This window comes from Streptomyces sp. NPDC059564, assembly GCF_042735575.1.
Lineage (GTDB): Bacteria > Actinomycetota > Actinomycetes > Streptomycetales > Streptomycetaceae > Streptomyces.
The window spans coordinates 1-22,010 of sequence record NZ_JBHWBP010000109.1 but is presented as its reverse complement, the minus strand read 5'-3'; the positions used below and the strand labels follow the sequence as shown (position 1 = coordinate 22,010).

General features: G+C 72.3%; 21 protein-coding genes and 1 riboswitch. Of the genes, 14 read left to right on the top strand and 7 right to left on the bottom strand.

Annotated elements, in window-relative coordinates; all coding sequences use genetic code 11:
- Nucleotides 1-31 precede the first annotated feature (31 nt).
- From ACFV0Q_RS19950 to ACFV0Q_RS19940, 3 genes are all read left to right on the top strand, one after another.
- Nucleotides 32-322, top strand: coding sequence for a glutathione S-transferase C-terminal domain-containing protein (locus ACFV0Q_RS19950; protein WP_385007086.1), 291 nt, complete (start codon nucleotides 32-34; stop codon nucleotides 320-322).
- Nucleotides 323-465: 143 nt separating this feature from the next.
- Complete coding sequence (locus ACFV0Q_RS19945) at nucleotides 466-1,266, top strand: carbon-nitrogen hydrolase family protein (protein WP_385007084.1); 801 nt, start codon at nucleotides 466-468, stop codon at nucleotides 1,264-1,266.
- A gap of 53 nt (nucleotides 1,267-1,319) precedes the next feature.
- Entirely contained in the window at nucleotides 1,320-3,017 is a 1,698-nt protein-coding gene (locus tag ACFV0Q_RS19940) for a flavin monoamine oxidase family protein (RefSeq protein WP_385007082.1), read from the top strand.
- Nucleotides 3,018-3,076: 59 nt separating this feature from the next.
- Here ACFV0Q_RS19940 and ACFV0Q_RS19935 read toward each other — a convergent pair whose 3' ends face one another.
- The 4 genes from ACFV0Q_RS19935 to ACFV0Q_RS19920 all read right to left on the bottom strand — a co-directional run bounded on the left by ACFV0Q_RS19935 (nucleotide 3,077) and on the right by ACFV0Q_RS19920 (nucleotide 7,180).
- Nucleotides 3,077-3,712 (bottom strand): hypothetical protein, encoded by a 636-nt coding sequence (locus tag ACFV0Q_RS19935; protein ID WP_385007081.1) that lies wholly within the window; start codon nucleotides 3,710-3,712, stop codon nucleotides 3,077-3,079.
- A gap of 9 nt (nucleotides 3,713-3,721) precedes the next feature.
- Entirely contained in the window at nucleotides 3,722-4,399 is a 678-nt protein-coding gene (locus ACFV0Q_RS19930; RefSeq protein ID WP_385007079.1) for a DUF5995 family protein, read from the bottom strand.
- A gap of 77 nt (nucleotides 4,400-4,476) precedes the next feature.
- A complete protein-coding gene (locus ACFV0Q_RS19925) occupies nucleotides 4,477-5,871 on the bottom strand; it encodes a uracil-xanthine permease family protein (protein ID WP_385007091.1) in 1,395 nt (464 codons plus the stop codon).
- An 82-nt stretch (nucleotides 5,872-5,953) separates the two neighbouring features.
- Complete coding sequence (locus ACFV0Q_RS19920; protein WP_385007077.1) at nucleotides 5,954-7,180, bottom strand: MFS transporter; 1,227 nt, start codon at nucleotides 7,178-7,180, stop codon at nucleotides 5,954-5,956.
- A 55-nt stretch (nucleotides 7,181-7,235) separates the two neighbouring features.
- On the opposite strand from ACFV0Q_RS19920, the gene ACFV0Q_RS19915 reads away from it, so the two are divergent.
- Nucleotides 7,236-8,399, top strand: coding sequence for an ROK family protein (locus tag ACFV0Q_RS19915; protein WP_385007075.1), 1,164 nt, complete (start codon nucleotides 7,236-7,238; stop codon nucleotides 8,397-8,399).
- 40 nt (nucleotides 8,400-8,439) lie between these two features.
- Here the strand turns inward: ACFV0Q_RS19915 and ACFV0Q_RS19910 are convergent, their stop codons facing one another.
- The 3 genes from ACFV0Q_RS19910 to ACFV0Q_RS19900 form a co-directional block, all read right to left on the bottom strand.
- Nucleotides 8,440-9,411: a CorA family divalent cation transporter gene (locus ACFV0Q_RS19910; protein ID WP_385007090.1), complete on the bottom strand. Its 972-nt coding sequence runs from the start codon at nucleotides 9,409-9,411 to the stop codon at nucleotides 8,440-8,442.
- 17 nt (nucleotides 9,412-9,428) lie between these two features.
- Nucleotides 9,429-10,178 carry an SDR family oxidoreductase gene (locus ACFV0Q_RS19905; protein WP_385007073.1) on the bottom strand — a complete coding sequence of 250 codons (750 nt, stop codon included), beginning with the start codon at nucleotides 10,176-10,178 and terminating at the stop codon, nucleotides 9,429-9,431.
- Between the two features lie 204 nt (nucleotides 10,179-10,382).
- Nucleotides 10,383-12,725 carry a chitinase C-terminal domain-containing protein gene (locus tag ACFV0Q_RS19900; RefSeq protein WP_385007071.1) on the bottom strand — a complete coding sequence of 781 codons (2,343 nt, stop codon included), beginning with the start codon at nucleotides 12,723-12,725 and terminating at the stop codon, nucleotides 10,383-10,385.
- A 300-nt stretch (nucleotides 12,726-13,025) separates the two neighbouring features.
- Nucleotides 13,026-13,155: riboswitch (FMN riboswitch) on the top strand.
- 221 nt (nucleotides 13,156-13,376) lie between these two features.
- Here ACFV0Q_RS19900 and ribD point away from each other — a divergent pair.
- The 10 genes from ribD (at nucleotide 13,377) to ACFV0Q_RS19850 (ending at nucleotide 21,957) form a co-directional block, all read left to right on the top strand.
- Nucleotides 13,377-14,447, top strand: a complete 1,071-nt coding sequence (gene ribD / locus ACFV0Q_RS19895; RefSeq protein ID WP_385007088.1) for a bifunctional diaminohydroxyphosphoribosylaminopyrimidine deaminase/5-amino-6-(5-phosphoribosylamino)uracil reductase RibD — start codon at nucleotides 13,377-13,379, stop codon at nucleotides 14,445-14,447.
- Nucleotides 14,448-15,086, top strand: a complete 639-nt coding sequence (locus ACFV0Q_RS19890) for a riboflavin synthase (protein WP_385007069.1) — start codon at nucleotides 14,448-14,450, stop codon at nucleotides 15,084-15,086.
- The gene (locus ACFV0Q_RS19885; RefSeq protein WP_385007067.1) at nucleotides 15,083-15,736 is read left to right on the top strand and encodes a nicotinamide riboside transporter PnuC; all 654 of its coding nucleotides are present in this window, start codon (nucleotides 15,083-15,085) and stop codon (nucleotides 15,734-15,736) included. Before ACFV0Q_RS19890 ends, ACFV0Q_RS19885 begins: the two co-directional genes overlap by 4 nt.
- Nucleotides 15,733-17,034: a bifunctional 3,4-dihydroxy-2-butanone-4-phosphate synthase/GTP cyclohydrolase II gene (locus tag ACFV0Q_RS19880; RefSeq protein ID WP_385007065.1), complete on the top strand. Its 1,302-nt coding sequence runs from the start codon at nucleotides 15,733-15,735 to the stop codon at nucleotides 17,032-17,034. Before ACFV0Q_RS19885 ends, ACFV0Q_RS19880 begins: the two co-directional genes overlap by 4 nt.
- Before the next feature lie 73 nt (nucleotides 17,035-17,107).
- Nucleotides 17,108-17,593 carry a 6,7-dimethyl-8-ribityllumazine synthase gene (gene ribH, locus ACFV0Q_RS19875; RefSeq protein ID WP_007262951.1) on the top strand — a complete coding sequence of 162 codons (486 nt, stop codon included), beginning with the start codon at nucleotides 17,108-17,110 and terminating at the stop codon, nucleotides 17,591-17,593.
- A gap of 35 nt (nucleotides 17,594-17,628) precedes the next feature.
- Nucleotides 17,629-17,910 carry a phosphoribosyl-ATP diphosphatase gene (locus ACFV0Q_RS19870; protein WP_385007063.1) on the top strand — a complete coding sequence of 94 codons (282 nt, stop codon included), beginning with the start codon at nucleotides 17,629-17,631 and terminating at the stop codon, nucleotides 17,908-17,910.
- 76 nt (nucleotides 17,911-17,986) lie between these two features.
- Complete coding sequence (hisG, locus tag ACFV0Q_RS19865) at nucleotides 17,987-18,835, top strand: ATP phosphoribosyltransferase (RefSeq protein ID WP_385007061.1); 849 nt, start codon at nucleotides 17,987-17,989, stop codon at nucleotides 18,833-18,835.
- Between the two features lie 55 nt (nucleotides 18,836-18,890).
- Nucleotides 18,891-19,355 carry a PH domain-containing protein gene (locus ACFV0Q_RS19860; RefSeq protein ID WP_385007059.1) on the top strand — a complete coding sequence of 155 codons (465 nt, stop codon included), beginning with the start codon at nucleotides 18,891-18,893 and terminating at the stop codon, nucleotides 19,353-19,355.
- A gap of 200 nt (nucleotides 19,356-19,555) precedes the next feature.
- On the top strand, nucleotides 19,556-20,917 hold the full coding sequence (locus tag ACFV0Q_RS19855) for a hemolysin family protein (RefSeq protein ID WP_385007057.1): 1,362 nt from the start codon (nucleotides 19,556-19,558) through the stop codon (nucleotides 20,915-20,917).
- The gene (locus ACFV0Q_RS19850) at nucleotides 20,914-21,957 is read left to right on the top strand and encodes a hemolysin family protein (RefSeq protein WP_385007055.1); all 1,044 of its coding nucleotides are present in this window, start codon (nucleotides 20,914-20,916) and stop codon (nucleotides 21,955-21,957) included. The genes ACFV0Q_RS19855 and ACFV0Q_RS19850 overlap by 4 nt, the downstream gene beginning before the upstream one ends.
- Nucleotides 21,958-22,010: the final 53 nt, after the last annotated feature.

Sequence of the window (22,010 nt, the reverse complement as noted above, 5' to 3'; positions counted from 1 at the left end):
CCCCACCGGTGGTGCGCGCGGCTGACCCACCGTGCCCCGTCCGCCGCCCCCCCCCCCCCCCCCGGGAAGACGCCCAGTACGACGTGACCAGGCCCCAGCAGTCAACCCGGCCCCCCCCCCCCCCGGCCGGGCCGCCGCCCTCGCCCTGCTCGACCGCCGGCTCGCCGTCCGGCCGTATGCTCTCGGGGACCGGCCGACCGTCACCGACGCGGACCTGTGGACGGCCCTGCTCGACCCCGCCGTCCTGCCCGCCGCCGGCCCGAACCTGCGCGCGTACGTCCGCCGCCTGCGCGCCCACCCGGCCTTCGGGGCCGCCTCGTAACGGCGCCACGCAACGAATCGCCGCCCACCGCCCAGAACGCGCAACGAATCGATGCTCCCGGCGCAACGGTCACGGCTTGTCGCGGTCGAACGCGCGAACGTACCGTTTTAGGACCCCCATCCCACCTGTCACAGAGGTACGCCATGGCCCCGCTGCGCACCGCACTCCTCCAGAGCTCCGGACGGCTCGGCGACACCGCCGAGAACCTGAAGCGGCTCGACGAGGCCGCCGCGCGCGCCGCACAGGGCGGGGCCGGGCTCCTCGTGACCTCGGAGATGTTCCTGACCGGCTACGCGCTGGACCTCCAGGACGTCCCCGGTCTCGCCGAAGCGGCCGACGGCCCGTCCGCCGTCGCCATCGGCGAGATCGCCCGCCGCCACGGGATCGCCGTCCTGTACGGCTACCCCGAGAAGGCGGACGGGGCGGTCTACAACGCGGCGCAGCTCATCGGCCCCGACGGGACCGCGCTCGCGAACTACCGCAAGACCCACCTCTTCGGCTGCTTCGAGCAGGACGCCTTCACCCCCGGCGACATCCCCGTCGTCCAGGCGGACCTGAACGGCCTCCGCATCGGCATCATGATCTGCTACGACGTGGAGTTCCCCGAGAACGTACGGGCCCACGGCCTGGCCGGGACCGACCTCCTCCTGGTCCCGACCGCGCAGATGCACCCGTTCCAGTTCGTGGCCGAACAGCTGGTCCCCGTCAGGGCCTTCGAGAACCAGATGTACATCGCGTACGTGAACCGGACCGGCCCCGAGGGCGAGTTCGAGTTCGTCGGCCTCAGCTGCCTCGCCAGCCCGGACGGAGTCACCCGCACCCGGGCCGGCCGCGGCGAGGAGATGGTGTTCGGCGAGGCCGACCCCGAGCTGCTCAAGGCGTCGCGCGAGACCAACCCCTACCTGCGCGACCGCCGCCCCGGGCTCTACGCCTCCCTCGTCTGAGCCCACCCGCCGCCCGCCGCCCCCTGCCACACCCCGCAAGGAGACGTACCCCCATGACGTCCACGGTGCCCACCACCGCCGTCCCGCACAGCGACGGTCAGCCCCCGATCACCATGTTCGGGCCGGACTTCCCGTACGCGTACGACGACTTCCTCGCCCACCCGGCGGGCCTCGGTCAGATACCGGCGACCGAGCACGGCACCGAGGTCGCCGTCATCGGCGGCGGTCTGTCGGGCATCATCTCCGCGTACGAGCTGATGAAGATGGGCCTCAAGCCCGTCGTCTACGAGGCCGACCAGATCGGCGGCCGGCTGCGCACCGTCGGCTTCGAGGGCGCGGGCACCGAGGGCCTGACCGCGGAGATGGGCGCCATGCGCTTCCCGCCGTCCTCCACCGCCCTCCAGCACTACATCGACCTCGTCGGCCTGGTGACGGAGCCCTTCCCGAACCCGCTCGCCGAGTCCACCCCCTCCACGGTGGTCGACCTCAAGGGCGAGACCCACTACGCCGAGACCATCGCCGACCTCCCGCAGGTCTACCGCGACGTGTCCGCCGCGTGGAACGCCTGCCTCGACGAGGGCGCCGACTTCTCCGACATGAACACCGCGATGCGCGAGCGGGACGTCCCGCGCATCCGCGAGATCTGGGCCAAGCTGGTCGAGAAGCTGGACGACGAGACCTTCTACGGCTTCCTCTGCAAGTCCGAGGCCTTCCAGTCCTTCCGCAAGCGCGAGATCTTCGGCCAGGTCGGCTTCGGCACCGGCGGCTGGGACACCGACTTCCCGAACTCCATCCTGGAGATCCTCCGCGTCGTCTACACCGAGGCGGACGACCACCACCGCGGCATCGTCGGCGGCTCGCAGCAGCTGCCGCTGCGCCTGTGGGAGCGCGAGCCCGAGAAGATCCTGCACTGGGCCCAGGGCACCTCGCTGTCCACCCTGCACGAGGGCACCCCGCGCCCGGCGGTGACCCGTCTGCACCGCACCGCGGGCAACCGCATCACGGTCACCGACGCGTCCGGCGACATCCGTACGTACCGTGCCGCGATCTTCACCGCCCAGTCCTGGATGCTCCTGTCCAAGATCGAGTGTGACGACACGCTCTTCCCGATCGACCACTGGACGGCGATCGAGCGCACCCACTACATGGAGTCCAGCAAGCTCTTCATCCCCGTCGACCGGCCGTTCTGGCTCGACAAGGACGAGGAGACGGGCCGCGACGTCATGTCGATGACCCTCACCGACCGCATGACCCGCGGCACCTACCTCCTGGACAACGGCCCGGACCAGCCGGCCGTCATCTGCCTCTCGTACACGTGGTGCGACGACAGCCTCAAGTGGCTGCCGCTGTCCGCGAACGAGCGGATGGAGGTCATGCTGAAGTCCCTCGGCGAGATCTACCCCAAGGTCGACATCCGCCGCCACATCATCGGCAACCCGGTGACCGTGTCCTGGGAGAACGAGCCCTACTTCATGGGCGCGTTCAAGGCGAACCTGCCGGGCCACTACCGCTACCAGCGGCGCCTGTTCACCCACTTCATGCAGGACCGCCTCCCCGAGGACAAGCGCGGCATCTTCCTCGCGGGCGACGACATCTCCTGGACGGCCGGCTGGGCCGAGGGTGCCGTCCAGACCGCCCTGAACGCGGTCTGGGGCGTCATGCACCACCTCGGCGGCACGACCGACTCCACGAACCCCGGCCCCGGCGACGTCTACGACGAGATCGCCCCGGTCGAGCTCCCCGAGGACTGATCCCCGGGACCCCGTGACCACGGGCCGCCCCCGCGTACGAACGCGGCGGCGGCCCGTTCTCATGCCCGCGGACCGTCCTCCGGGGCGCGCTTCCAGATCAGCTGCCGGCGGCGCCCGTGAGCGGCGCGCACTTCACCGCGCTCCCGGGCGTCCGGCAGCTCGGGCGGCCTGCGGCCGAGCCCCAGACCGCACCCCGCGCACAGGGTGTGACGCCCGTACCCGTCACCGGCCCACTCCACCGTTCCCCGGTCCGCCGCGCACACCGGGCAGACCCCGTCCCGGCCCTGGTGGCCCTCCAGGCTCCAGCGGCCGCGCATCACCCCGGGCATCACCTCGACGAGCCGTCCCCCGGGGTGGAACTCCGGGTCCGGCCAGAACAGTCCGGCCGACGGCTGCGGCGGGTCGGGCCTGCGCGTCCCGGCCCGCTTCTGCGCCCGCCGCCCGGCCTGCCACGCGGAGAACTCCGCCAGCCACAGCAGCCGCGCCCCGTGCAGTTCCTCCACCGCCCGCACCAGCGACTCGGGGTCCTCGTCCAGCACGCGCGGGATCCCGGCGCTGCGGCACAGGTGGTGGTAGGTGCCGTAGAAGCCGTACGGGGCGAACACGGTCAGGCACGTGCGCAGCGCCGACAGCCTCCGGTACGGCGGCCGCGTGGCGTCGTGCACGCGGAGGCGGTGCGTCGCGAAGCTGGGCATCCGGTCAGGTTAGGGGACGTACGCCCAGGTCGCACGGGGTTTGAGGGGTGACGGGGTGAGCAGGCAGCGGCCGATCAGGCCCACGCTCGCGTCGAGGGAGTCGGTGAACTCCTCCGCCAGGTCGGGGGAGTGGCGCAGGGTCCACAGGAGGCGGGCCGCCGCCCAGGCGCCGGCGCGGGCGCGCTCCAGGCTCCAGGAGCCGAGCAGGTGGGTCAGCGGGTCGGCGACCTCCAGCAGGTCCGGGCCCGGCATCAGGTCCTCCCTGATGCGCTCCTCCAGGGAGACCAGGGTGTCGCCGACCCGGTGGAAGTCGGCTTCGAGGGCCGCGGGCGGGCAGTCCAGGGCGTGGCAGGAGGACACCACCGCCAGCGCCAGGTCGTGCCCGATGTGGGCGTTGATCCCGGCCAGCGCGTGCTGGAGCGGCCGCACCCCCGGGTGGCGGCGGTACTGGAGCAGCGGGCGCCAGCAGGCCGGGGCCCGCCCGTCGGACTCCACCGCCCTCAGGTACCGCTCCGCGAACCGCACGCTCAGCGTCTCGGCCCGGCGGGGCGCGGGGAACGCCCCGTGGCCGATCCGGTGGTGCAGGGTCTGCGTCACCGTCAGGTACACCCGGTTGAAGACGGCGACGCCGTCCTGCGCGGGGAGCCGCTCGTCGAGGGCGCGCATCCGCGCGAGTACCGCTTCCATGTCAGGCAGCGTCGCAGCCGGGACGGGCAGCGGGGGGAACTTGGCCGTACGCTTCGCCGGTTCGGGCGAAGCGGCCGTCAACGCGGCGTGTCCGGGCCGTCCTGCTCGTCGTAGGCGGAGGTGCCCGCGTCGAGCAGCGGTTCCTGCTGCTTCATGTGCGCCGGGGCGAAGTAGCGCAGCGTGTGGTAGCCCGTGATCACGACGATCGTGCCGAGGGCGATGCCGCCCAGCTCGAAGCTGTCGGTGAAGTGGAGCTTGACGCCGCCGATGCCGATGATGATGCCCGCCGCGGCCGGCACCAGGTTCAGCGGGTTGCGCAGGTCCACCCGGCCGTTGTTCCAGATCTGGGCGCCGAGCAGGCCGATCATGCCGTACAGGATCACGGTGATCCCGCCGAGCACGCCGCCCGGGATCGCGGCGACGACCGCGCCGAACTTGGGGCACAGGCCGAAGAGCAGCGCGAAACCGGCCGCCGCCCAGTAGGCCGCCGTGGAGTAGACGCGGGTGGCCGCCATGACGCCGATGTTCTCGGAGTACGTGGTGTTCGGCGGGCCGCCGACCGCCGTGGACAGCATGGACGCCGCGCCGTCGGCGGCGATGGCGGTGCCGAGCTTGTCGTCGAGCGGGTCGCCGGTCATCTCGCCGACGGCCTTGATGTGCCCGGCGTTCTCCGCGATCAGCGCGATCACCACCGGCAGCGCGATGAGGATCGCCGACAACTCGAACTGCGGGGCGTGGAAGGACGGGAGCCCGATCCAGTCGGCCTTGGCGACCCCGGAGAGGTCGAGCCGCCAGTGGTCCACCGCCTCCGGCCCGCCCGTGGTCGAGTGGATCTTGCCGAAGACCAGGTCGAAGATCCAGGAGATCGCGTAGCCGAAGATCAGGCCCAGGAAGATCGCGATGCGCGACCAGAACCCGGGCAGGCAGACCACGGCCAGCCCGGTGAACAGCATGGTCAGCAGGGCCGTCCACTGGTCCTGCGGCCAGTACGTGGAGGCGGTCACCGGCGCCAGGTTGAAGCCGATCAGCATCACGACCGCGCCCGTCACCACCGGCGGCATCGCCGCGTGGATGATCCGGGCGCCGAACCGCTGCACGGCCAGACCGGCCAGGAACAGCGCCACGCCGACCACGAACACGGCGCCCGTCACGACCGCGCTGTTCCCGCCCCCCGCCCGGATTGCGGCGGCGACGCCGACGAAGGAGAGCGAGCAGCCCAGGTACGACGGCACCCGGCCGCGCGTCGCGAGCAGGAAGATGACGGTCGCGACGCCCGACATCATGATGGCCAGGTTCGGGTCCAGGCCCATGAGGACCGGGGCGACGAAACTCGCGCCGAACATCGCGACGACGTGCTGGGCGCCGAGCCCGGCGGTGCGCGGCCACGAGAGCCGCTCGTCCGGCCGCACCACCGCGCCGGGGGCGGGGGTCCGCCCGTCTCCGTGCAGGGTCCAGCGCACGCCGAAGCCCATGTCCCACCACTTCCGTTCCACCGGTTCGTCACACTACGAGGCCGGGCGTGCGTCCGCAGGACGCAGTCGGCCAGCCGATATATTACGGCCGGATAGAGGCGGGTTCGTCCCGATTGGCCGGATCGGCCGCCCCCGGTGCCGGCTTGCCGCGCAGTACGGCCGCCCCCGCGACGAGGGCGAACGCGAGCAGCGTGACCAGACCGAAGGACACCACGAGCGAGGTCGCGTCCGCCACCGCTCCGATCGCCGAGGGGGCGATCAGTCCCGATGTGTACGTGATCGTCGCGACCCCGGCGATGGCCTGCGCCGGAGCCGGACCGCTGCGCGCCGCCGCCGCGAAGGCCAGCGGCACCACCACCGCGATGCCGAGCCCGATCAGCCCGAACCCGCCCAGCGCCGCCGCCGGATGACGGACCGTGATCACCAGCAGCCCGCCCGCGGTGGCCAGTACGCCGCCCGCCCGGACCGTGCGCACCGCCCCGAACCGGTCCACCACCCGGTCCCCGGCCAGCCGGGCCAGGCCCATGGTCAGCGCGAACGCCGTGGTCGAGGCGGCGGCCAGGCCCGCGTCGGTGTGCAGCACGTCCCGCAGGTACACCGCCGACCAGTCCATGCTCGCGCCCTCGGCGAAGACCGCGCAGAAACCGACGAGGCCGATCACCAGGGCGGACTTCGGCGGCAGCGCGAAGTGCGGGGGCGCCTGCGCGTCCTGGTCGCCGCGCAGGTCCAGTACGCCCCGTACGGCGAGCAGCCCGGCCGCCGTCAGGACGAGCGCGGCGATCAGGTGGTGCGGCCGGGCGTCGGCCCCCGCGTGCGCCGCGACCGTGCCGGCGGCCGAGCCCAGCAGGGCGCCGACGCTCCACATGCCGTGCAGCGAGGACATGATCGACCGGCCGAGCCGGTTCTCGGTCTCCACGCCGAGGGCGTTCATGGCCACGTCCGACATGCCCGAGGTGGCTCCGTAGACGAACAGCGCGCAGCACAGGACGGTCAGGTTCGGGGCCAGGCTCGGCAGGATCAGGGACAGGGTCCACAGTGCGAGCAGGCCGCGCAGGGCGGTCCGGGCGCCGAAGCGGTGGTTGATCCGCCCGGCGAGCGGCATCGCGAGGGCCGCTCCGAGGGCGGGGAAGGCCAGGGCCAGGCCCAGGGTGCCCGCGCTGAGCTGGGCGTGGTCCTGGATCCAGGGGATGCGGGTGGCGAAGGAGCCGGTGACGGCGCCGTGGGCGCAGAAGACGGCGGCTATCGCGAAGCGGGCGCGGCGCAGGCGCGCCGGGCTGAGGCCGGGGTCCCCGGTCGTGGGCCGTGTCATGGAGATAAACTATCAGGGACCCTGCCTGATAGTTAATGGCCTTCCCCTCCCTAAGATGGGCGCCGTGATCCCTGCCAAGGTGCTGAGCCCCGCCGCCGCCCCGACCCCCGCCTCGCCGAGCACGGCCCGGGCCATCAACGACCGACTCGCCCTCGGACTCCTCCAGGAGGAGGGGCCGCTGACGGCGAGCCGGCTCAAGCAGCTGACCGGACTGTCCCGCCCCTCCGTCGCCGACCTCGTCGAACGGCTCGCCGAGGCCGGGCTGATCGAGGTCGTCGGGGAGTCCGGCGCACAGCGGCGCGGCCCGAACGCCCGCCTCTATGGGATCGTCGCCCGCCGGGCCCACCTGGCCGCACTCGACGTACGGACCGACAGCGCCACCGCCGTGGTCACCGACCTGCTGGGGCGCCCGCTGGCCTCGGCGGCCCTGCCCGTCGACGCCGTGGACGAGGCCGTGGACCGGCTGGAGGCCCTGACCCGGGAGGCGGGCGCGCAGGCCCTGCACACGGTGGTCGTCGGCGCGCCCGGGCTGGTCGCCCCCGGCAGCGGGGAGCTCGGCGGCACCGTCGGACTGCCGTCCTGGCACCGGGACCTGGTGGCCGCCCTCCGGCGGCGGCTGCCCGCCACGGTGGTGGTGGAGAACGAGACCAACCTGGCGGCCCTGGCCGAGCAGCGCGCCGGCGCCGCGCAGGACCTGGACTCCTTCGTCCTGCTGTGGCTCGGCGGGGGCGTCGGCGCGGCGGTCGTCCTGGACGGGCGGCTGCGCCGGGGCGCCTCCGGCGGGGCGGGGGAGATCGGCTTCCTCCCGGTGCCGGGGACGGCGGGGCTGCCCTCCGCCACCGACTGCGGGGGCGGCTTCCACGCGCTGGCGGGGCGGGCGGCGGTGAGCGCCCTCGCGGTGGAGCACGGGTTCCGGGGGCCGGTCGAGGAGGCCGTCGCCGGCGCGGCCGGGGAGGCCTTCCTGGACGCCCTCGCGGAGCGGCTCGCGCTCGGGGCGGCGGCCGTCGCCGCGATCCTCGACCCGGGCTGCGTGGTCCTCGGCGGCGAACTCGGCCTCGCGGGCGGCCCGGCCCTCGCCGCCCGGGTGGCGCACCGCCTGACCACCCTGACCCCGGCGCCGACGCAGGTCCGCGCCACCGCCCTCGGCGGCCCGGCCGTCCTGGAGGGCGCCCGCCTGGCCGCCCGCGAAGCCGCCCAGGCGGACCTCTTCGCCCCCTGAGCCGCACCGCACCGCACCGGCCCGGCCCGGCCCGGACGGCCTACCGGTCGTCGTCGATGCGTTCGTCGTCGCGGAGCCTGCGCCAGATGCGGGTGCGGTGCAGGAGGAAGAGCGCCCCGGCCAGGAAGATCACCTGGAGGCCCACGGCCAGTACCCAGAAGATGGCCCGGCTCTCCAACTCGTCCGACAGGTAGGCGAAGTTCATGCCGAAGAACCCCGTCACGAAGGTCAGCGGCAGAAAGATGGTGGAAACGATCGCCAGCCGGTTGATCACGCCGTTCTGCTCGCCGGACACCAGCGAGGAATAGGTGCCGAAGCCCCGCCGGGCGGCCTCCTGGAGCGCCTCGATGACCGTGAGCACCAGCTCCGACGTGCGCTGGTACTCACGGGCGAGCCGCTTGCGCTCCTCGGGGAAGTCGCGGTTCAACACCCGGCGCGTGATGGCCTCCTCCGCCGCCTGGTGGTAGGGGAGGAGCGTGCGGTGCAGGAGCGCCGCGGTCCGGCGCAGCCGCGCCAGGCGGTAGAGCTGCTCGGTCTCCCGCTGCCGGAACATTTCGTCCTCCAGGTCCTCCACCTCCAGAAGGGCCTGGACGGCGGACCGCCGATAGGTCTCCAGGGCCTCGCCCAGCAGCAGGAACAGCGTGGCCACGGCGTCGGGGGGCCTTTCGTGCGGCAAGCGGGCGACGAAGCCCTCCACCAGCGCGGCCGGCCCCCGGTGCACCGTGACCAGGTACCGCTCGGTGGCCACGACGTGCAGGTGGATGACCTCGCCCGCCTCGATCGCGGGGACGACGAACGCGGCGGCGTCCCCGAGGAAGTCGGCGCGGGCGGCTTCCTCCTCCCGGCCGAGCCACGCCAGGTCATCCGCCTCCAGACCGAGCAGGTGGGCGACCGGCTGCTCCCCGGGCGGCGCCTCCTCGGGCAGCTCCGCGTCCACGAACAGGAAACGGGATTCCGCCAGGCGCTCACGGGCCTCCGACACCGGGGTGCGCCGCGCGACGCCCTCCGGCATGGACACCACCGAAACGATCACCGCGCGGCCCGGGCGGTCAGGAACTCGGCGAAGGTGGTCCTGCCGACCGCGTGGGACGGAGCCAGGTTGCCGCCGCGGCGAAAGGCCGCGTACGTCTTCCCCGCCAGCGGCAGCGGGACCACCTTGCGCCTGCGCCCCGTCGCCGCCAGGTACGCCCGGCCCAGCTCCACCAGCGTGCGGATCTCCGGGCCGCCCATGTCCGCGACCCGGCCCGCCGGGGCCGGGACGGCCAGTTCCGCCAACCGGTCCGCGACCTCCTCGACGGCGATCGGCTGCACCCGGACCCCCTTCGGCAGCGGCACCGGCACCAGCGGCACCTTCGCCAGGGCGTCCACCAGCATCGCCACCAGGTCGTGGAACTGCGTCGTCCGCAGGATCGTGACGCCCAGCCCCGAGGCCTCCAGCATCCGCTCGACCCGGTACTTCACCGTGTAGTAGCCGAACGGGACCGCGTCCACGCCGACGATCGAGATGTAGACGATGTTCGTGACCGTACCGGCCCGCCGGGCCTCCCCGATCAGGTGCCCGGCGGCCACGTCGTCGCCGCCGCGCGGGGTGCTCGCGCAGTGCACGACCACCTCCGCGCCGGCCATCGCCGCTTCCAGCCCGCTGCCGTCCCGCAGGTCCACCGGGTAGTCCTTCGCGCGGCGGCTCAGGACCCGTACGTCGTGGCCCGCCGCCCGCAGCCGGGTGACGACCAGACCGCCGAGGTTTCCGGTGCCTCCGGTGACGAGGATCGTGCTCATGGTGTCCGTTCCTTCCCTGCGGGGTTCCGTCCACCAGGTGGGACCGGACAGCCCCCGGGAATGTGACAGCTGCCGCTGAAGGAATTCCAGCTTCTCCGGATTCACCCCGCTCCGCACCCCGCGGACCGGCCCGCGGGCGCGCCCGGACGTGCGAGGACCCGGTGGCCGCCGGGCCACCGGGTCCTCACGTTCGGCTACGGGAGATCAGCAGGCTCCCTGGTCCTTCCAGACGCCCCACTCGCCGGTGGTGCCGGGCTCCTCGTTCTGTGTCCACCACTGGGCCTTCCAGGTGTGGCCCTTGTGGGAGACGAGGTTCCCGGTGTTGTAGACCGTGCCCGCGACGTACGCCGGGCTGGTGCACGTCCCGCCCGGAGGCGTGGTCGGCGGCGTCGTCGGGGTCGTCGGCGGGGTGGTCGGGGGCGTGGTGCCGCCCGGCTCCGTCACCGTCGTACCGCGCGCCAGGTCCCCGGCGAGGGCGTACGTGGTGCCCGAGATGTTCACCGTCCAGTTGGAGGGCGTGGACACCGGCAGGTAGTAGTTGAACGCCAGGTCGACCGAGGCGCCGGGCGCCAGCGTCTGCCAGGCCGGGAGCTTCAGGGAGACCCGCTGGAAGTCGCCCTTCAGGCCGCCGATGTTGTTGCCGCTGTGCCCGGTGCTGATCACCGTCGTGCCGAAGCCGGACTGGTCCGAGGCGTTGGCCGGGGCCGAGGTCCCGTAGTCGAACCGGAATTCCGTGCCGCCGGGCAGCGTGGTCTTCGTGTTGTTGGTGATCTTGAGCTTCGGGGTGATCGGGTAGTTGGCGTCGCCCAGCTTGAACTCGGTGAACTCCGTCTTGATGTCGACGGCCTGCGTCGGCAGCGCCGCGCCCGCCTTCTTCGCGCCGTAGGGGGAGGCCGCCTTGAACTTGTCGTACATCAGGGAGGTGAGCGTGTCGCCCATCTCGTACTGGCCCTTGGCCGCGTTGTACGCGTAGTCGCCCGCGAGCTCCCACACCATCGTGCCGCCGATGCCCTTGTTCACCACGTAGTCGGCCTTCGCGGCGACGGACTGCTCGTCCTCCGTCGACAGGAACACCTTCTTCTGCGCGTTCCACAGCCACGGCGCCACCAGCGTGGAGTCGTACTTGCGGGCGTAGGTGCCGGTCAGCGTGGTGTTCGCGGGGAAGCCGTACTTCGTGACGTAGTCGCCTACGACACCCTTCTCCAGGTTCTTCGCGTGCCACATCGGGTTGGAGCCCGCCGGGGACTCGGCGCCGTTGGTGTCCAGGTCGTGCCAGAGGTTGTCGATGCCGACCGCGCCGTCACCGCACTTGGTCAGGCCCGCGCCCGCCGGGCAGGTGGTGGAGGGGGCCTTGCCCCACAGGCCGTCCGTGCCGCCCTGCACGTTCTTGAAGCCGCGGGTGTAGTACGGCAGGCCGATGTTGATCCGGCCCGACGGCATCGAACCGCGGAAGTAGTGGTAGGCCCAGTCGGTGTTCAGGTAGCCGACGCCGCCGTACTGGGACGTGGAGTAGACGCTCGCGGCGGCCAGCTCGGCGTCCTTGCCGTCGTCGAAGAGCGAGGCGTTCGGGCCGACGTACTCGTTCCAGGCGCCGTGCAGGTCGTAGGACATGATGTTGACGTAGTCCAGGTACTGCTGCATCTGGAAGGTCTCCATGCCCCGCAGCAGGTAGCCGGAGGAGGGGGCGGCGACGGAGAGCAGGTAGTGCTTGCCGTCGGTGGCGCCCGCGCGGTCGAGCTTCTCGCGCAGCGACTTCATGAGGGCGGCGTAGCCCTTGACGAGGCCGGCCCGGCGGGCGTTGGACAGCTGCCAGTCGAGCGGGTTGCCCGCGTCCTTCATGGTGGTCGGGTACTCGTAGTCGATGTCGACGCCGTTGAACCCGTACTTCCGGATGAACTCGACGGAGGAGTCCGCGAAGGTGTCGATGCCGGCCTGGTTGACCGAGCCGTCGGCGTTGGTGGCCATCGAGTAGAAGCCGCCCGACGCGACGCGGTTGCCGTCGTCGCCGAAGTAGCCGCCGGTCTCGGCCCAGCCGCCCACCGAGATGAGCGTCTTGACGTTCGGGTACTGCTTCTTGAATTTGTTCAGGAGGTTGAAGTGGCCCTTGTACGGGAGGGCCGGATCCATCTCCGCGCCCGCCACGCCCGGCCAGGTCATCCCGGTGGCGGCGTTGTTCGCGTTGTCCCCGCCGACCGAGATCTTGTTGTCGGCCCCGACGTGCGCGAAGGCGTAGTTCAGGTGGGTGACCTTGGACCACGGGACGTTGTTGGCGAGGTAGGCGGGGGTGCCGTCCTTGCCGGTGCGCCAGCCGGTGAAGTAGCCGATGACGCGGCGCTGGTGGTCGGCGCCCATCTTCTCGCGGCCTTCGGAGTCGTAGACCGAGCAGTACGGGACGTCCACGCCGGCGGTCTTGTACAGCCCGTCGGGACGACAGCTCTCGTTGTCGGCCGCGTGCGAGACGCCGGCCGAGAGTCCGCCGACCAGCAGTCCGGCGATCGCGGCGCCGGATGCCAGGAGCATGGCTCTCGTACGTGTGGGGGACAGCATGGTGCCTCCTGGGGAGGGGAGGATGGCAGGACACGAGGTGCGGCAACAAGCAGGAAAGTGGCGCTGGTTGGCCTGTGACGTGCGCACGTCGGCAGGTCCGGATCCCCGGAGAAGATGAAGGGAACGTTAAGAGGACTAGACCAACCCGTCAATAGGTCTGGACCAAAGCCGAGGGGGGACGGGCGCGGCGCGGCCGGCGCGAGAGTGCCCCTCGAGAACGGCTGGTTTGTGACCCAGGCCACAGTGATTCACCCGCATGGCCCTCGATCGCCCGTGGCACACTGGCCGTAGTACCAGTAGCAGCGCACTCCGGGGTCGGTGTAATTCCGAACCGGCGGTATAGTCCGCGACCCGTCCGCATCCAGCGGCCGGTTGACCAGGTGAAATTCCTGGACCGACGGTTAAAGTCCGGATGGGAGGCAGTGCGCGGCGGGCCAGTCACCGGTACGCCGCCGTCGGCGGTCCATCGGCGTATCCCCAGCGGATACGTGTCGGACGGACCGTGTTTCCGGCCTCGGCGTCCCCGCGTGTGCTCACCCGCTTCATCTGTCGTATCCCGACAGGCCCCGGAGTCCGTGCCCGATGAGGCAGGAGGACCCGGTGGCGACACACGCCGACGCGAACGCGACGCCCGACACCCACGTGCGGGCCATGCGGCGAGCCGTCGAACTCGCGGCGCGCGGACTCGGCTCCACCAGCCCCAACCCGGTCGTCGGCTGCGTGATCACCGACGCCTCCGGCGCCGTCGTCGGCGAGGGCTGGCACGAGCGGGCCGGCGGCCCGCACGCCGAGGTCGGCGCCCTGCGCCAGGCCGGATCGGCGGCCCGCGGCGGCACCGCGTACGTCACCCTCGAACCCTGCAACCACACCGGCCGCACCGGCCCCTGCGCCCAGGCCCTGATCGAGGCCGGCGTCGCGCGCGTCCTCTACGCCGTCTCCGACCCGAACCCGCAGGCCAGCGGCGGCGGCGCCACCCTCCGCGCGGCCGGGATCGCCGCCGAGGGCGGACTGCTCGCCGAGGAGGCCGAGGCCGGCAACGCCGCCTGGCTGACCTCCGTACGCCTCGGCCGCCCCCACGTCACCTGGAAGTACGCCGCCACCCTCGACGGCCGCAGCGCCGCCGCCGACGGCAGCAGCCGCTGGATCACCTCCGCCGAGTCCCGGGCCGACGTCCACCGGCTGCGCGCCGCCTGCGACGCGGTCCTGGTCGGCGGCGGAACCCTGCGCGAGGACGACCCGCACCTCGCCGTCCGCGGCGTCGACGGCGCGACCCAGCCCCTGCGGATCGCCCTCGACACCCACGCCACCGTCCTGCCGACCGCCCGCATCCTCGACGACGCCGCGCCCACCCTGATCGTCGTGGGCGAGGACGCCGACACCCGCCACCTGCCCGGCGTCGAGCTGCTGCGCATGCCCCTGCACGACGGCCGCGTCGCCGTCCACGACCTGCTCGCCCGGCTGTACGCCCGCGGCGTGCGCTCCCTCTTCCTCGAAGGCGGCCCCACCCTCGCGGGCGCCTTCCTCCGGGCCGGAGCCGTCGACCGGGTCGTCGGCTACCTCGCCCCGGCGTTCCTCGGCGCGGGCCCCGCCGCCCTCGCCGACGCCGGAATCAAGAACGTCTCCGACGCGTTGCGCCTCGACATCACCGAGGCCGTCCGCATCGGCCCCGATCTCCGCATCACCGCTGTCCCCACCGTCCACACGCCCCCCAAGGAGCACTGAGTGTTCACCGGAATCGTCGAAGAACTGGGCGAGGTCACCGCCGTCGAGCAGCTCGCCGAAGCCTCCCGCTTCCGCCTGCGCGGCCCCGTCGTGACCGAGGACGCCAAGCACGGCGACTCGATCGCCGTCAACGGCGTCTGCCTGACCGTCGTGGAGACCGCCGACGGCGAGTTCACCGCCGACGTCATGCAGGAGACCCTGAACCGCTCCAGCCTCGGCGCGCTGGCCCCCGGCTCCCGCGTCAACCTGGAGCGCCCCATGGCCCTCGGCGGACGCCTCGGCGGCCACCTCGTCCAGGGCCACGTGGACGGCACCGGCGAGATCCTCTCCCGCACCCCCTCGGAGCACTGGGAGATCGTCCGGATCGCGCTCCCGGAGAACCTTTCAAGGTACGTCGTAGAAAAGGGCTCTATCACTGTGGACGGCGTCAGCCTCACCGTGGTCGAGGCCGCCGCCGATCACTTCAGCATCAGCCTCATCCCCACCACCCTCGCGCTGACCACCCTGGGCATCAAGCAGCCCGGAGACCCGGTCAACCTCGAGGTCGACGTCCTCGCGAAGTACGTCGAGCGCCTCCTCGCGGCCGGCGTGGACCCCCTGGCAGCGACCCCGGACGACGCGAAGGAGACGGACCGGTGAGTGCCCTGACCTGGCTCAACTCCGAGGCCTTCAGTGCCTTCGGCCAGAAGATCATCTGGTCGGACGCGATCGGCAACACCATGGGCCTGGCCGCCCTCGCGCTCGGCTGGCGGCGCTCCATATGGACCTGGCCCACCCAGTTCCTCTCCGGCGCCATCCTCTTCGTCGCGTTCGCCGCCGGGCACCTGTCGGGCAACGCCGGCAAGCAGGTCGTCGTCATGGTGGTCGCCCTGTGGGGCTGGACGATGTGGAGCCGCGGCAAGCGGCAGGCCCAGGACGCCTCGCTGGCCGTCCGCTTCGCCACCTGGCGCGAGCGCGGCCTGCTCCTCGGCGCCGCCGCCCTGGGCACCCTCGCCGTCACCGGGCTGTTCACCCTCTACCCGTGGATGTCCTGGAACCCGCTGCCGGACGCCTACATCTTCGTCGGCACCATCGTCGCCATGTACGCCCAGGCCAAGGGCCTGGTCGAGTTCTGGTTCGCGTGGCTGCTCGTCGACGCGGTCGGCGTCCCGCTGGCCTTCACCAGCGGCTACGCCTTCTCCGCGTTCGTCTACGTGATCTACGGAGCCCTCGTGCTCTGGGGTGCCTACGACTGGTACCAGCGCTCGCGCACCACCCCCGCCCCGGCCCTCGAAGGAGCAACGGCATGACCCCCCTCAAGCCCGTGCCGGACGTCCCCGAAACCGCTCCGCAGGAGACCTTCCGCCTCGACCCCGTCGAGCAGGCCATCCGCGACATCGCCGCCGGCCGCCCCGTGGTCGTCGTCGACGACGAGGACCGCGAGAACGAGGGCGACCTCGTCATCGCCGCCGAGAAGGCCACCCCCGAGATCATCGCGTTCATGATGAGCGAGTGCCGCGGCCTGATCTGCGCCCCCATGGAGGGCCCCGAGCTGGAGCGCCTGGAGCTCCCGCAGATGGTCCAGCGCAACACCGAGTCGATGCAGACCGCCTTCACCGTCTCCGTCGACGCGAGCGGCGCCCACGGCGTCACCACCGGCATCTCCGCCGCCGACCGCGCCACCACCCTGCGCCTGCTGGCCAACGGCACCTCCGGCCCCGAGGACTTCGTCCGCCCCGGCCACATCTTCCCGCTGCGCGCCAAGCCCGGCGGCGTCCTGGTCCGCAATGGCCACACCGAGGCCGCCGTCGACCTCGCCCGCCTCGCGGGCCTGCGCCCGGCCGGCGCCATCGTGGAGATCGCCGGCGAGGACGGCGTCATGCTGCGCCTGCCCGAGCTGATCCCCTTCGCCCGCAAGCACGGCCTGACGATCATCTCCATCGAGGACCTGATCGCCTACCGCCGCTCCGCCGAGCCGACCGTCCGCCGCGAGGCCGAGGTCAGCCTGCCGACCGCCTGCGGCGAGTTCACCGCGTACGGCTTCCGCTCCACCGTCGACGGCGTCGAGCACGTCGCCCTCGTCCACGGCGAGGTCGGCGACGGCCGGGACGTCCTGGTCCGGATGCACTCCGAATGCCTGACCGGCGACATCTTCCAGTCCCAGCGCTGCGACTGCGGCCCCCAGCTCCAGGCCGCCATGGCCCGCATCCAGGCCGACGGCCGCGGCGTCGTCGTCTACCTGCGCGGCCACGAGGGCCGGGGCATCGGACTGCTGTCCAAGCTGCGCGCCTACGAACTCCAGGAGCGCGGCCGCGACACCCTGGACGCCAACCTGGAACTCGGCCTGCCCGCCGACGCCCGCGACTACGGGGCCGGCGCCCAGATCCTCGCCGACCTCGGCGTCCGCAGCGTCCGGCTGCTGACCAACAACCCCGACAAGTCCGCCGCGCTCGTCCGCCACGGCATCGCCGTCAGCGGCCGGGAGCAGATGCCCATCGAGGCAGGCGAGCACAACCTGCGGTACCTGCGCACCAAGCGGGACCGGATGGGCCACGACCTGCCCTGGCTGGAGGGGGCCGTGCCCACCTCCGCCTGCGGCAACCAGTAACCACGTCACCACCCCCCTACACCCGTACATCCGTACATCCGTACACCACCACGAAGAACCGAGGAGCAGAGCTGTGAGCGGCAAGGGCGCACCCGAACTGAGCGTGAAGAACTGCGGCGACCTCCGGGTGGCCGTGATCGCGGCCCAGTGGCACGAGAAGGTCATGGACGGGCTGGTCGACGGCGCCCTGCGGGCCCTGCACGAGCTGGGCATCGACGAGCCCACCCTGCTCCGCGTCCCGGGCAGCTTCGAGCTGCCGGTCGTGGCGAAGGTACTCGCCGGTCGCGGTTACGATGCCATCGTCGCCCTCGGCGTGGTCATCCGTGGCGGCACCCCGCACTTCGACTACGTCTGCCAGGGCGTCACCCAAGGCCTGGTACAGGTGTCGATCGACACCGGAGTCCCCGTCGGCTTCGGCGTCCTGACCTGCGACAACGACGAGCAGGCGCTGGACCGCGCAGGGCTCGAAGGGTCGAACGAGGACAAGGGGCACGAAGCGGTCACCGCCGCCGTCTCCACCGCCATGACCCTGCGGACCGTCAGCGAACCCTGGCGCTGACCGGCAGCGCGGGACCCCTTATTCTGAGGACCATCATGGCGAACAAACCCTCCAAGAGCTTCGAAGAGCTCTTCACCGAGCTCCAGCTCAAGGCCGCCAACGGCGACCCCAGCACCTCCCGCACCGCCGAGCTCGTCGCCAAGGGCGTCCATGCCATCGGCAAGAAGGTCGTCGAGGAGGCCGCCGAGGTCTGGATGGCCGCCGAGTACGAGGGCAAGGAAGCCGCCGCCGAGGAGATCTCCCAGCTGCTGTACCACGTTCAGGTGATGATGGTGGCGCGCGGGATCTCCCTCGACGACGTCTACGCGCACCTCTAGGCCGGAGCTCTTCACGGCGGGCCCCGCGCCCCGCTCACGCACCCCCTTTCGCAACCTACGCACCAAAGGAAGCCCCATGCTGCGCATCGCCGTCCCCAACAAGGGTTCACTCTCCGGACCGGCGTCGGCGATGCTCCATGAGGCCGGCTACCGCCAGCGCAAGGAGTCCAAGGAACTCGTCACGGTCGACCCCGACAACGAGGTCGAGTTCTTCTACCTCCGCCCGAAGGACATCGCGATCTACGTCGCCTCGGGCAAGCTGGACATCGGCATCACCGGCCGGGACCTGCTGCTGGACTCCGGTGCCAACGCCGAGGAGATCCTGCCGCTGAACTTCGGCCGGTCCACCTTCCGCTACGCCACCAAGCCCGGCACCGCGAAGGGCCCCGAGGACTTCGGCGGCATGACGATCGCCACCTCCTACGAGGGCATCGTCGCCAAGCACCTCGCCGAGCTCGGCATCGACGCGTCCGTCGTCCACCTGGACGGAGCCGTCGAGACCGCCATCGAGCTCGGCGTCGCGCAGGTCATCGCCGACGTCGTCGAGACCGGCACCAGCCTGCGCAACGCCGGCCTGGAGGTCATCGGCGAGCCGATCCTCAAGTCCGAGGCGACCGTCATCCGCCGCACCGGCGCCGGCACCGACGACCCCAAGGTCGCGCAGTTCCTGCGCCGCCTCCAGGGCGTCCTGGTGGCCCGCAGCTACGTGATGATGGACTACGACTGCCGCGCCGAGCACCTGGAGCGCGCCGTCGCCCTCACCCCGGGCCTGGAGTCGCCGACGATCTCCCCGCTCCACAACGAGGGCTGGGTCGCGGTTCGCGCGATGGTCCCCGCCAAGGAAGCCCAGCGGATCATGGACGACCTCTACGAGCTCGGCGCGCGCGCGATCCTCACCACCTCGATCCACGCCTGCCGTCTCTGACCCCGTACGCAGTCCCCGACCCCGTACGCCCCCTCCAGAAGGCAACACCAGCACCATGAGCGAGTCCGCCGCCCCGTCCGCCCCGCCCGCCCTGCCGGTCACCTTCCGGCCGACCCGCACGCGGGCGGTGCTGCTGGGCGTCGGGCTCGCCATGTTCGCCACCATCACGGCGATCGCGCTCCTCCTGGAGAACCTCGGCCCCGGCGAGCGGATCAGCTTCATCCTCACCGCCGCCCTGATGGCCTCCGTCCTCGTCCTGCTCAGCCGCCCCAAGGTGGTCGCCGACGAGACCGGGGTCACCGTGGTCAACCTGACCACCACCCGCCGCCTGGAATGGCCGCAGATCCTGCGCGTCAACCTCCGCCCCGGCGACCCGTGGGTGTTCCTCGACCTGAACGACGGCACCAGCCTGCCCGTCCTCGGCATCCAGCCCGGCATCGCCCGGGCCCAGGCGATCGCCGACGCCCGCGCCCTGCGCGCCCTCGCCGAGACCAGGGGAACCGGCGCGACCGACCACTGAGCCCGCCCGCTCTCGTCGCTGCGTCCCATTGCGGCCGCGATCTCAATGACTACCCTGGTGGCGGGGCGCGAGCGTGCGCCCTCCCACACGCCCCGGGACCCCGTGGCCCGTGGGCACCATCGACCAGAGGAGTGACTCCCTCCAGCAATGGACGGATCGTCCGGTAGTACACGCGCCGCCCTCCCTCCGGAGGCGGCGGCATGACCATCCCGCTACTCCTGCTCCTGGCGGCCTTCGCCCTGATCCTCGCCAACGGTTTCTTCGTGGCGGCCGAGTTCGGCCTCGTCACGGTGGAGAGACCCGAGGCCGAACGCGCCGCGGCCGAGGGCGACCGCCGTGCCCGTACGGTCGTCGACGCCCTGCGGGAGCTGTCCTTCCAGCTCTCCGGCACCCAGCTCGGCATCACCATCACCTCGCTCGTCGTCGGCATGCTCGCCGAACCGGCCCTCGCCGCACTCCTGTCGGGGCCCCTCGCCGCGACCGGCCTGCCCCGCGGAGCCGTCCCCGGCGCGGCCGTCCTCATCGGCATGCTGCTCGCCTCGGCCGTCCAGATGGTCGTCGGCGAGCTCGTCCCGAAGAACTGGGCGATCTCCCGGCCGCTCCAGGTGGCCCGCTTCGTGGCCGGACCGCAGCAGGTCTTCTCCCGGGCGTTCCGGCCCGTCATCGCCGGCCTGAACGCCGTCGCGAACCGTCTCGTACGGGCGCTCGGCGTCGAACCCGCCGAGGAGATGGCCTCCGCCCGCACCCCCGGCGAGCTGGTCTCCCTGGTCCGTCATTCGGCCCAGGCCGGCGCACTCGAACAGGACACCGCCGACCTCTTCGTACGGACCCTGTCGCTGGGCGAGCTCACCGCCCAGCACGTCATGACCCCCCGCGTGAAGGTCAGCGCCCTCCAGCACACGGCCACCGCGGCCGACGTGCTGAACCTGACCCGCGCCACCGGCCTGTCCCGCTTCCCCGTCTACCGCGAGCGCATCGACGAGATCACCGGCGTCGTCCACCTCAAGGACGCCCTGGCCGTGCCCGAGTCCGAGCGCGCCCGCACCACCGTCAGCCGCATCTGCGTCGCCCCGCTTCTGGTGCCCGGCTCCCTGCCGGTGCAGCCCCTGCTGGAACGGCTGCGCAGCGAACAGCCCATGGCCGTGGTCGTCGACGAGTACGGCGGCACCGCCGGCGTGGTCACCCTGGAGGACATCGTGGAGGAACTCGTCGGCGAGGTCCGCGACGAGCACGACCTCGCCGAGGACGCCGGCCCCGAACTGGCCGCCGTACCCGCCGAGGACGGCCGCCCCTCCTGGGAGGCCGACGGCAGCTGCCGCGTCCACACCTTGCGCCGCATAGGCCTGGAGGTGCCCGAGGGCCCCTACGAGACCGTCGCCGGACTCGTCGCCGACCTGCTGGGCCGGATCCCCGCCCCCGGGGACCGCGCCGAGCTGCCCGGCTGGAAGCTGTCCGTCCGCCAGGTCGGCCGCTACCGCGCCGAACGCGTCCGCCTCGTGCGCACCACACCGCTGGGGGCCGTCCCCGCCCCGGCCGAGCTCGCCCCGGCGGGTGGCCGGTGAACGCCCTCCAGCTGCTCTTCGCCCTGCTCCTCGTCCTGGCCAACGGCTTCTTCGTCGGAGCCGAGTTCGCGCTCGTCTCCGTACGCCGCAGCCAGATCGAGCCCCTCGCGGCCGGCTCCAAGCGGGCCCGCCAGGTGCTGCACGGCCTGGAGAACCTGCCGCGCATGATGGCCGCCGCCCAGTTCGGCATCACCCTGTGCTCGCTGACCCTCGGCGCGGTCGCCGAGCCCACCGTGGCCCGGCTCCTGGAACCCCTCTTCGAGGCCGCCCACGTGCCCGAGGGCCTGGTGCACCCCCTCGGGTACGCCTTCGCGCTCGCCGCCGTGGTCTTCCTGCACCTCGTCATCGGCGAGATGGTCCCGAAGAACCTCGCCATGGCCGCCCCCGAGCGGACCGCCCTGTGGTTCAGCCCCGGCCTGGTCGCCTTCGCCCGCGTCTGCGGGCCGGTGACCAGCGCGCTGGGCGCCTGCGCCGCGCTCGTCCTGCGGCTCTTCAAGGTCGAACCGAAGGACGAGGTCGAGGCCGTCTACACCAGTGCCCAGCTCGGCCGGCTCGTCAAGGACTCCCGGCAGGCCGGGCTCCTCGAACCCGTCGAACAGGAACGCCTGGAGGACGCCCTCGAACTGGGCAGCCGCCCGGTCACCGACGTCCTGCTGGCCCGGGACCGGCTGGTGACCGTCGGTCCCGCCGTCACCCCGCGCCAGATCGAACAGCTGACCGTGCGCACCGGCTACTCCCGCTTCCCCGTCCGTTCCGACACCGGCTCCTTCATGGGCTACCTCCACGTCAAGGACGTCCTCGACCTGGAGGAGCGCGAGCGGGCCGTCCCCCAGCGGGTGTGGCGCAGGATGACCACCCTGTGCTCCACCCTCCCGCTGGACGACGCCCTCAGCGTCATGCGCCGCGACGCCACCCACCTGGCCCAGGTCGCCGACCCGGCCGGCCGGGTCCTCGGCCTCGTGGCCCTGGAGGACGTCCTCGAAATGCTCGTCGGCGAGGTCCGCGACCCCGCCCACCGGGCCTACGCGCGCAGCGCGTAGGTGGGGCCCGGCGGGGCTGGATTCATCCAGCCCCGCCGGGCGATCTTTCAGCC

Coding starts and splice junctions, on each gene's coding strand:
- ACFV0Q_RS19945 (WP_385007084.1), top strand. CDS start 466: ATGGCCCCGCTGCGCACCGCACTCCTCCAGAGCTCCGGACGGCTCGGC.
- ACFV0Q_RS19910 (WP_385007090.1), bottom strand. CDS start 9,411: ATGCCGGAGGGCGTCGCGCGGCGCACCCCGGTGTCGGAGGCCCGTGAG.
- ACFV0Q_RS19905 (WP_385007073.1), bottom strand. CDS start 10,178: ATGAGCACGATCCTCGTCACCGGAGGCACCGGAAACCTCGGCGGTCTG.
- ACFV0Q_RS19920 (WP_385007077.1), bottom strand. CDS start 7,180: ATGACACGGCCCACGACCGGGGACCCCGGCCTCAGCCCGGCGCGCCTG.
- ACFV0Q_RS19930 (WP_385007079.1), bottom strand. CDS start 4,399: ATGGAAGCGGTACTCGCGCGGATGCGCGCCCTCGACGAGCGGCTCCCC.
- ACFV0Q_RS19860 (WP_385007059.1), top strand. CDS start 18,891: ATGAGCGAGTCCGCCGCCCCGTCCGCCCCGCCCGCCCTGCCGGTCACC.
- hisG (WP_385007061.1), top strand. CDS start 17,987: ATGCTGCGCATCGCCGTCCCCAACAAGGGTTCACTCTCCGGACCGGCG.
- ACFV0Q_RS19940 (WP_385007082.1), top strand. CDS start 1,320: ATGACGTCCACGGTGCCCACCACCGCCGTCCCGCACAGCGACGGTCAG.
- ribD (WP_385007088.1), top strand. CDS start 13,377: ATGCGGCGAGCCGTCGAACTCGCGGCGCGCGGACTCGGCTCCACCAGC.
- ACFV0Q_RS19915 (WP_385007075.1), top strand. CDS start 7,236: ATGGGCGCCGTGATCCCTGCCAAGGTGCTGAGCCCCGCCGCCGCCCCG.
- ACFV0Q_RS19855 (WP_385007057.1), top strand. CDS start 19,556: ATGACCATCCCGCTACTCCTGCTCCTGGCGGCCTTCGCCCTGATCCTC.
- ACFV0Q_RS19935 (WP_385007081.1), bottom strand. CDS start 3,712: ATGCCCAGCTTCGCGACGCACCGCCTCCGCGTGCACGACGCCACGCGG.
- ACFV0Q_RS19900 (WP_385007071.1), bottom strand. CDS start 12,725: ATGCTGTCCCCCACACGTACGAGAGCCATGCTCCTGGCATCCGGCGCC.
- ACFV0Q_RS19925 (WP_385007091.1), bottom strand. CDS start 5,871: ATGGGCTTCGGCGTGCGCTGGACCCTGCACGGAGACGGGCGGACCCCC.
- ACFV0Q_RS19870 (WP_385007063.1), top strand. CDS start 17,629: ATGGCGAACAAACCCTCCAAGAGCTTCGAAGAGCTCTTCACCGAGCTC.
- ACFV0Q_RS19880 (WP_385007065.1), top strand. CDS start 15,733: ATGACCCCCCTCAAGCCCGTGCCGGACGTCCCCGAAACCGCTCCGCAG.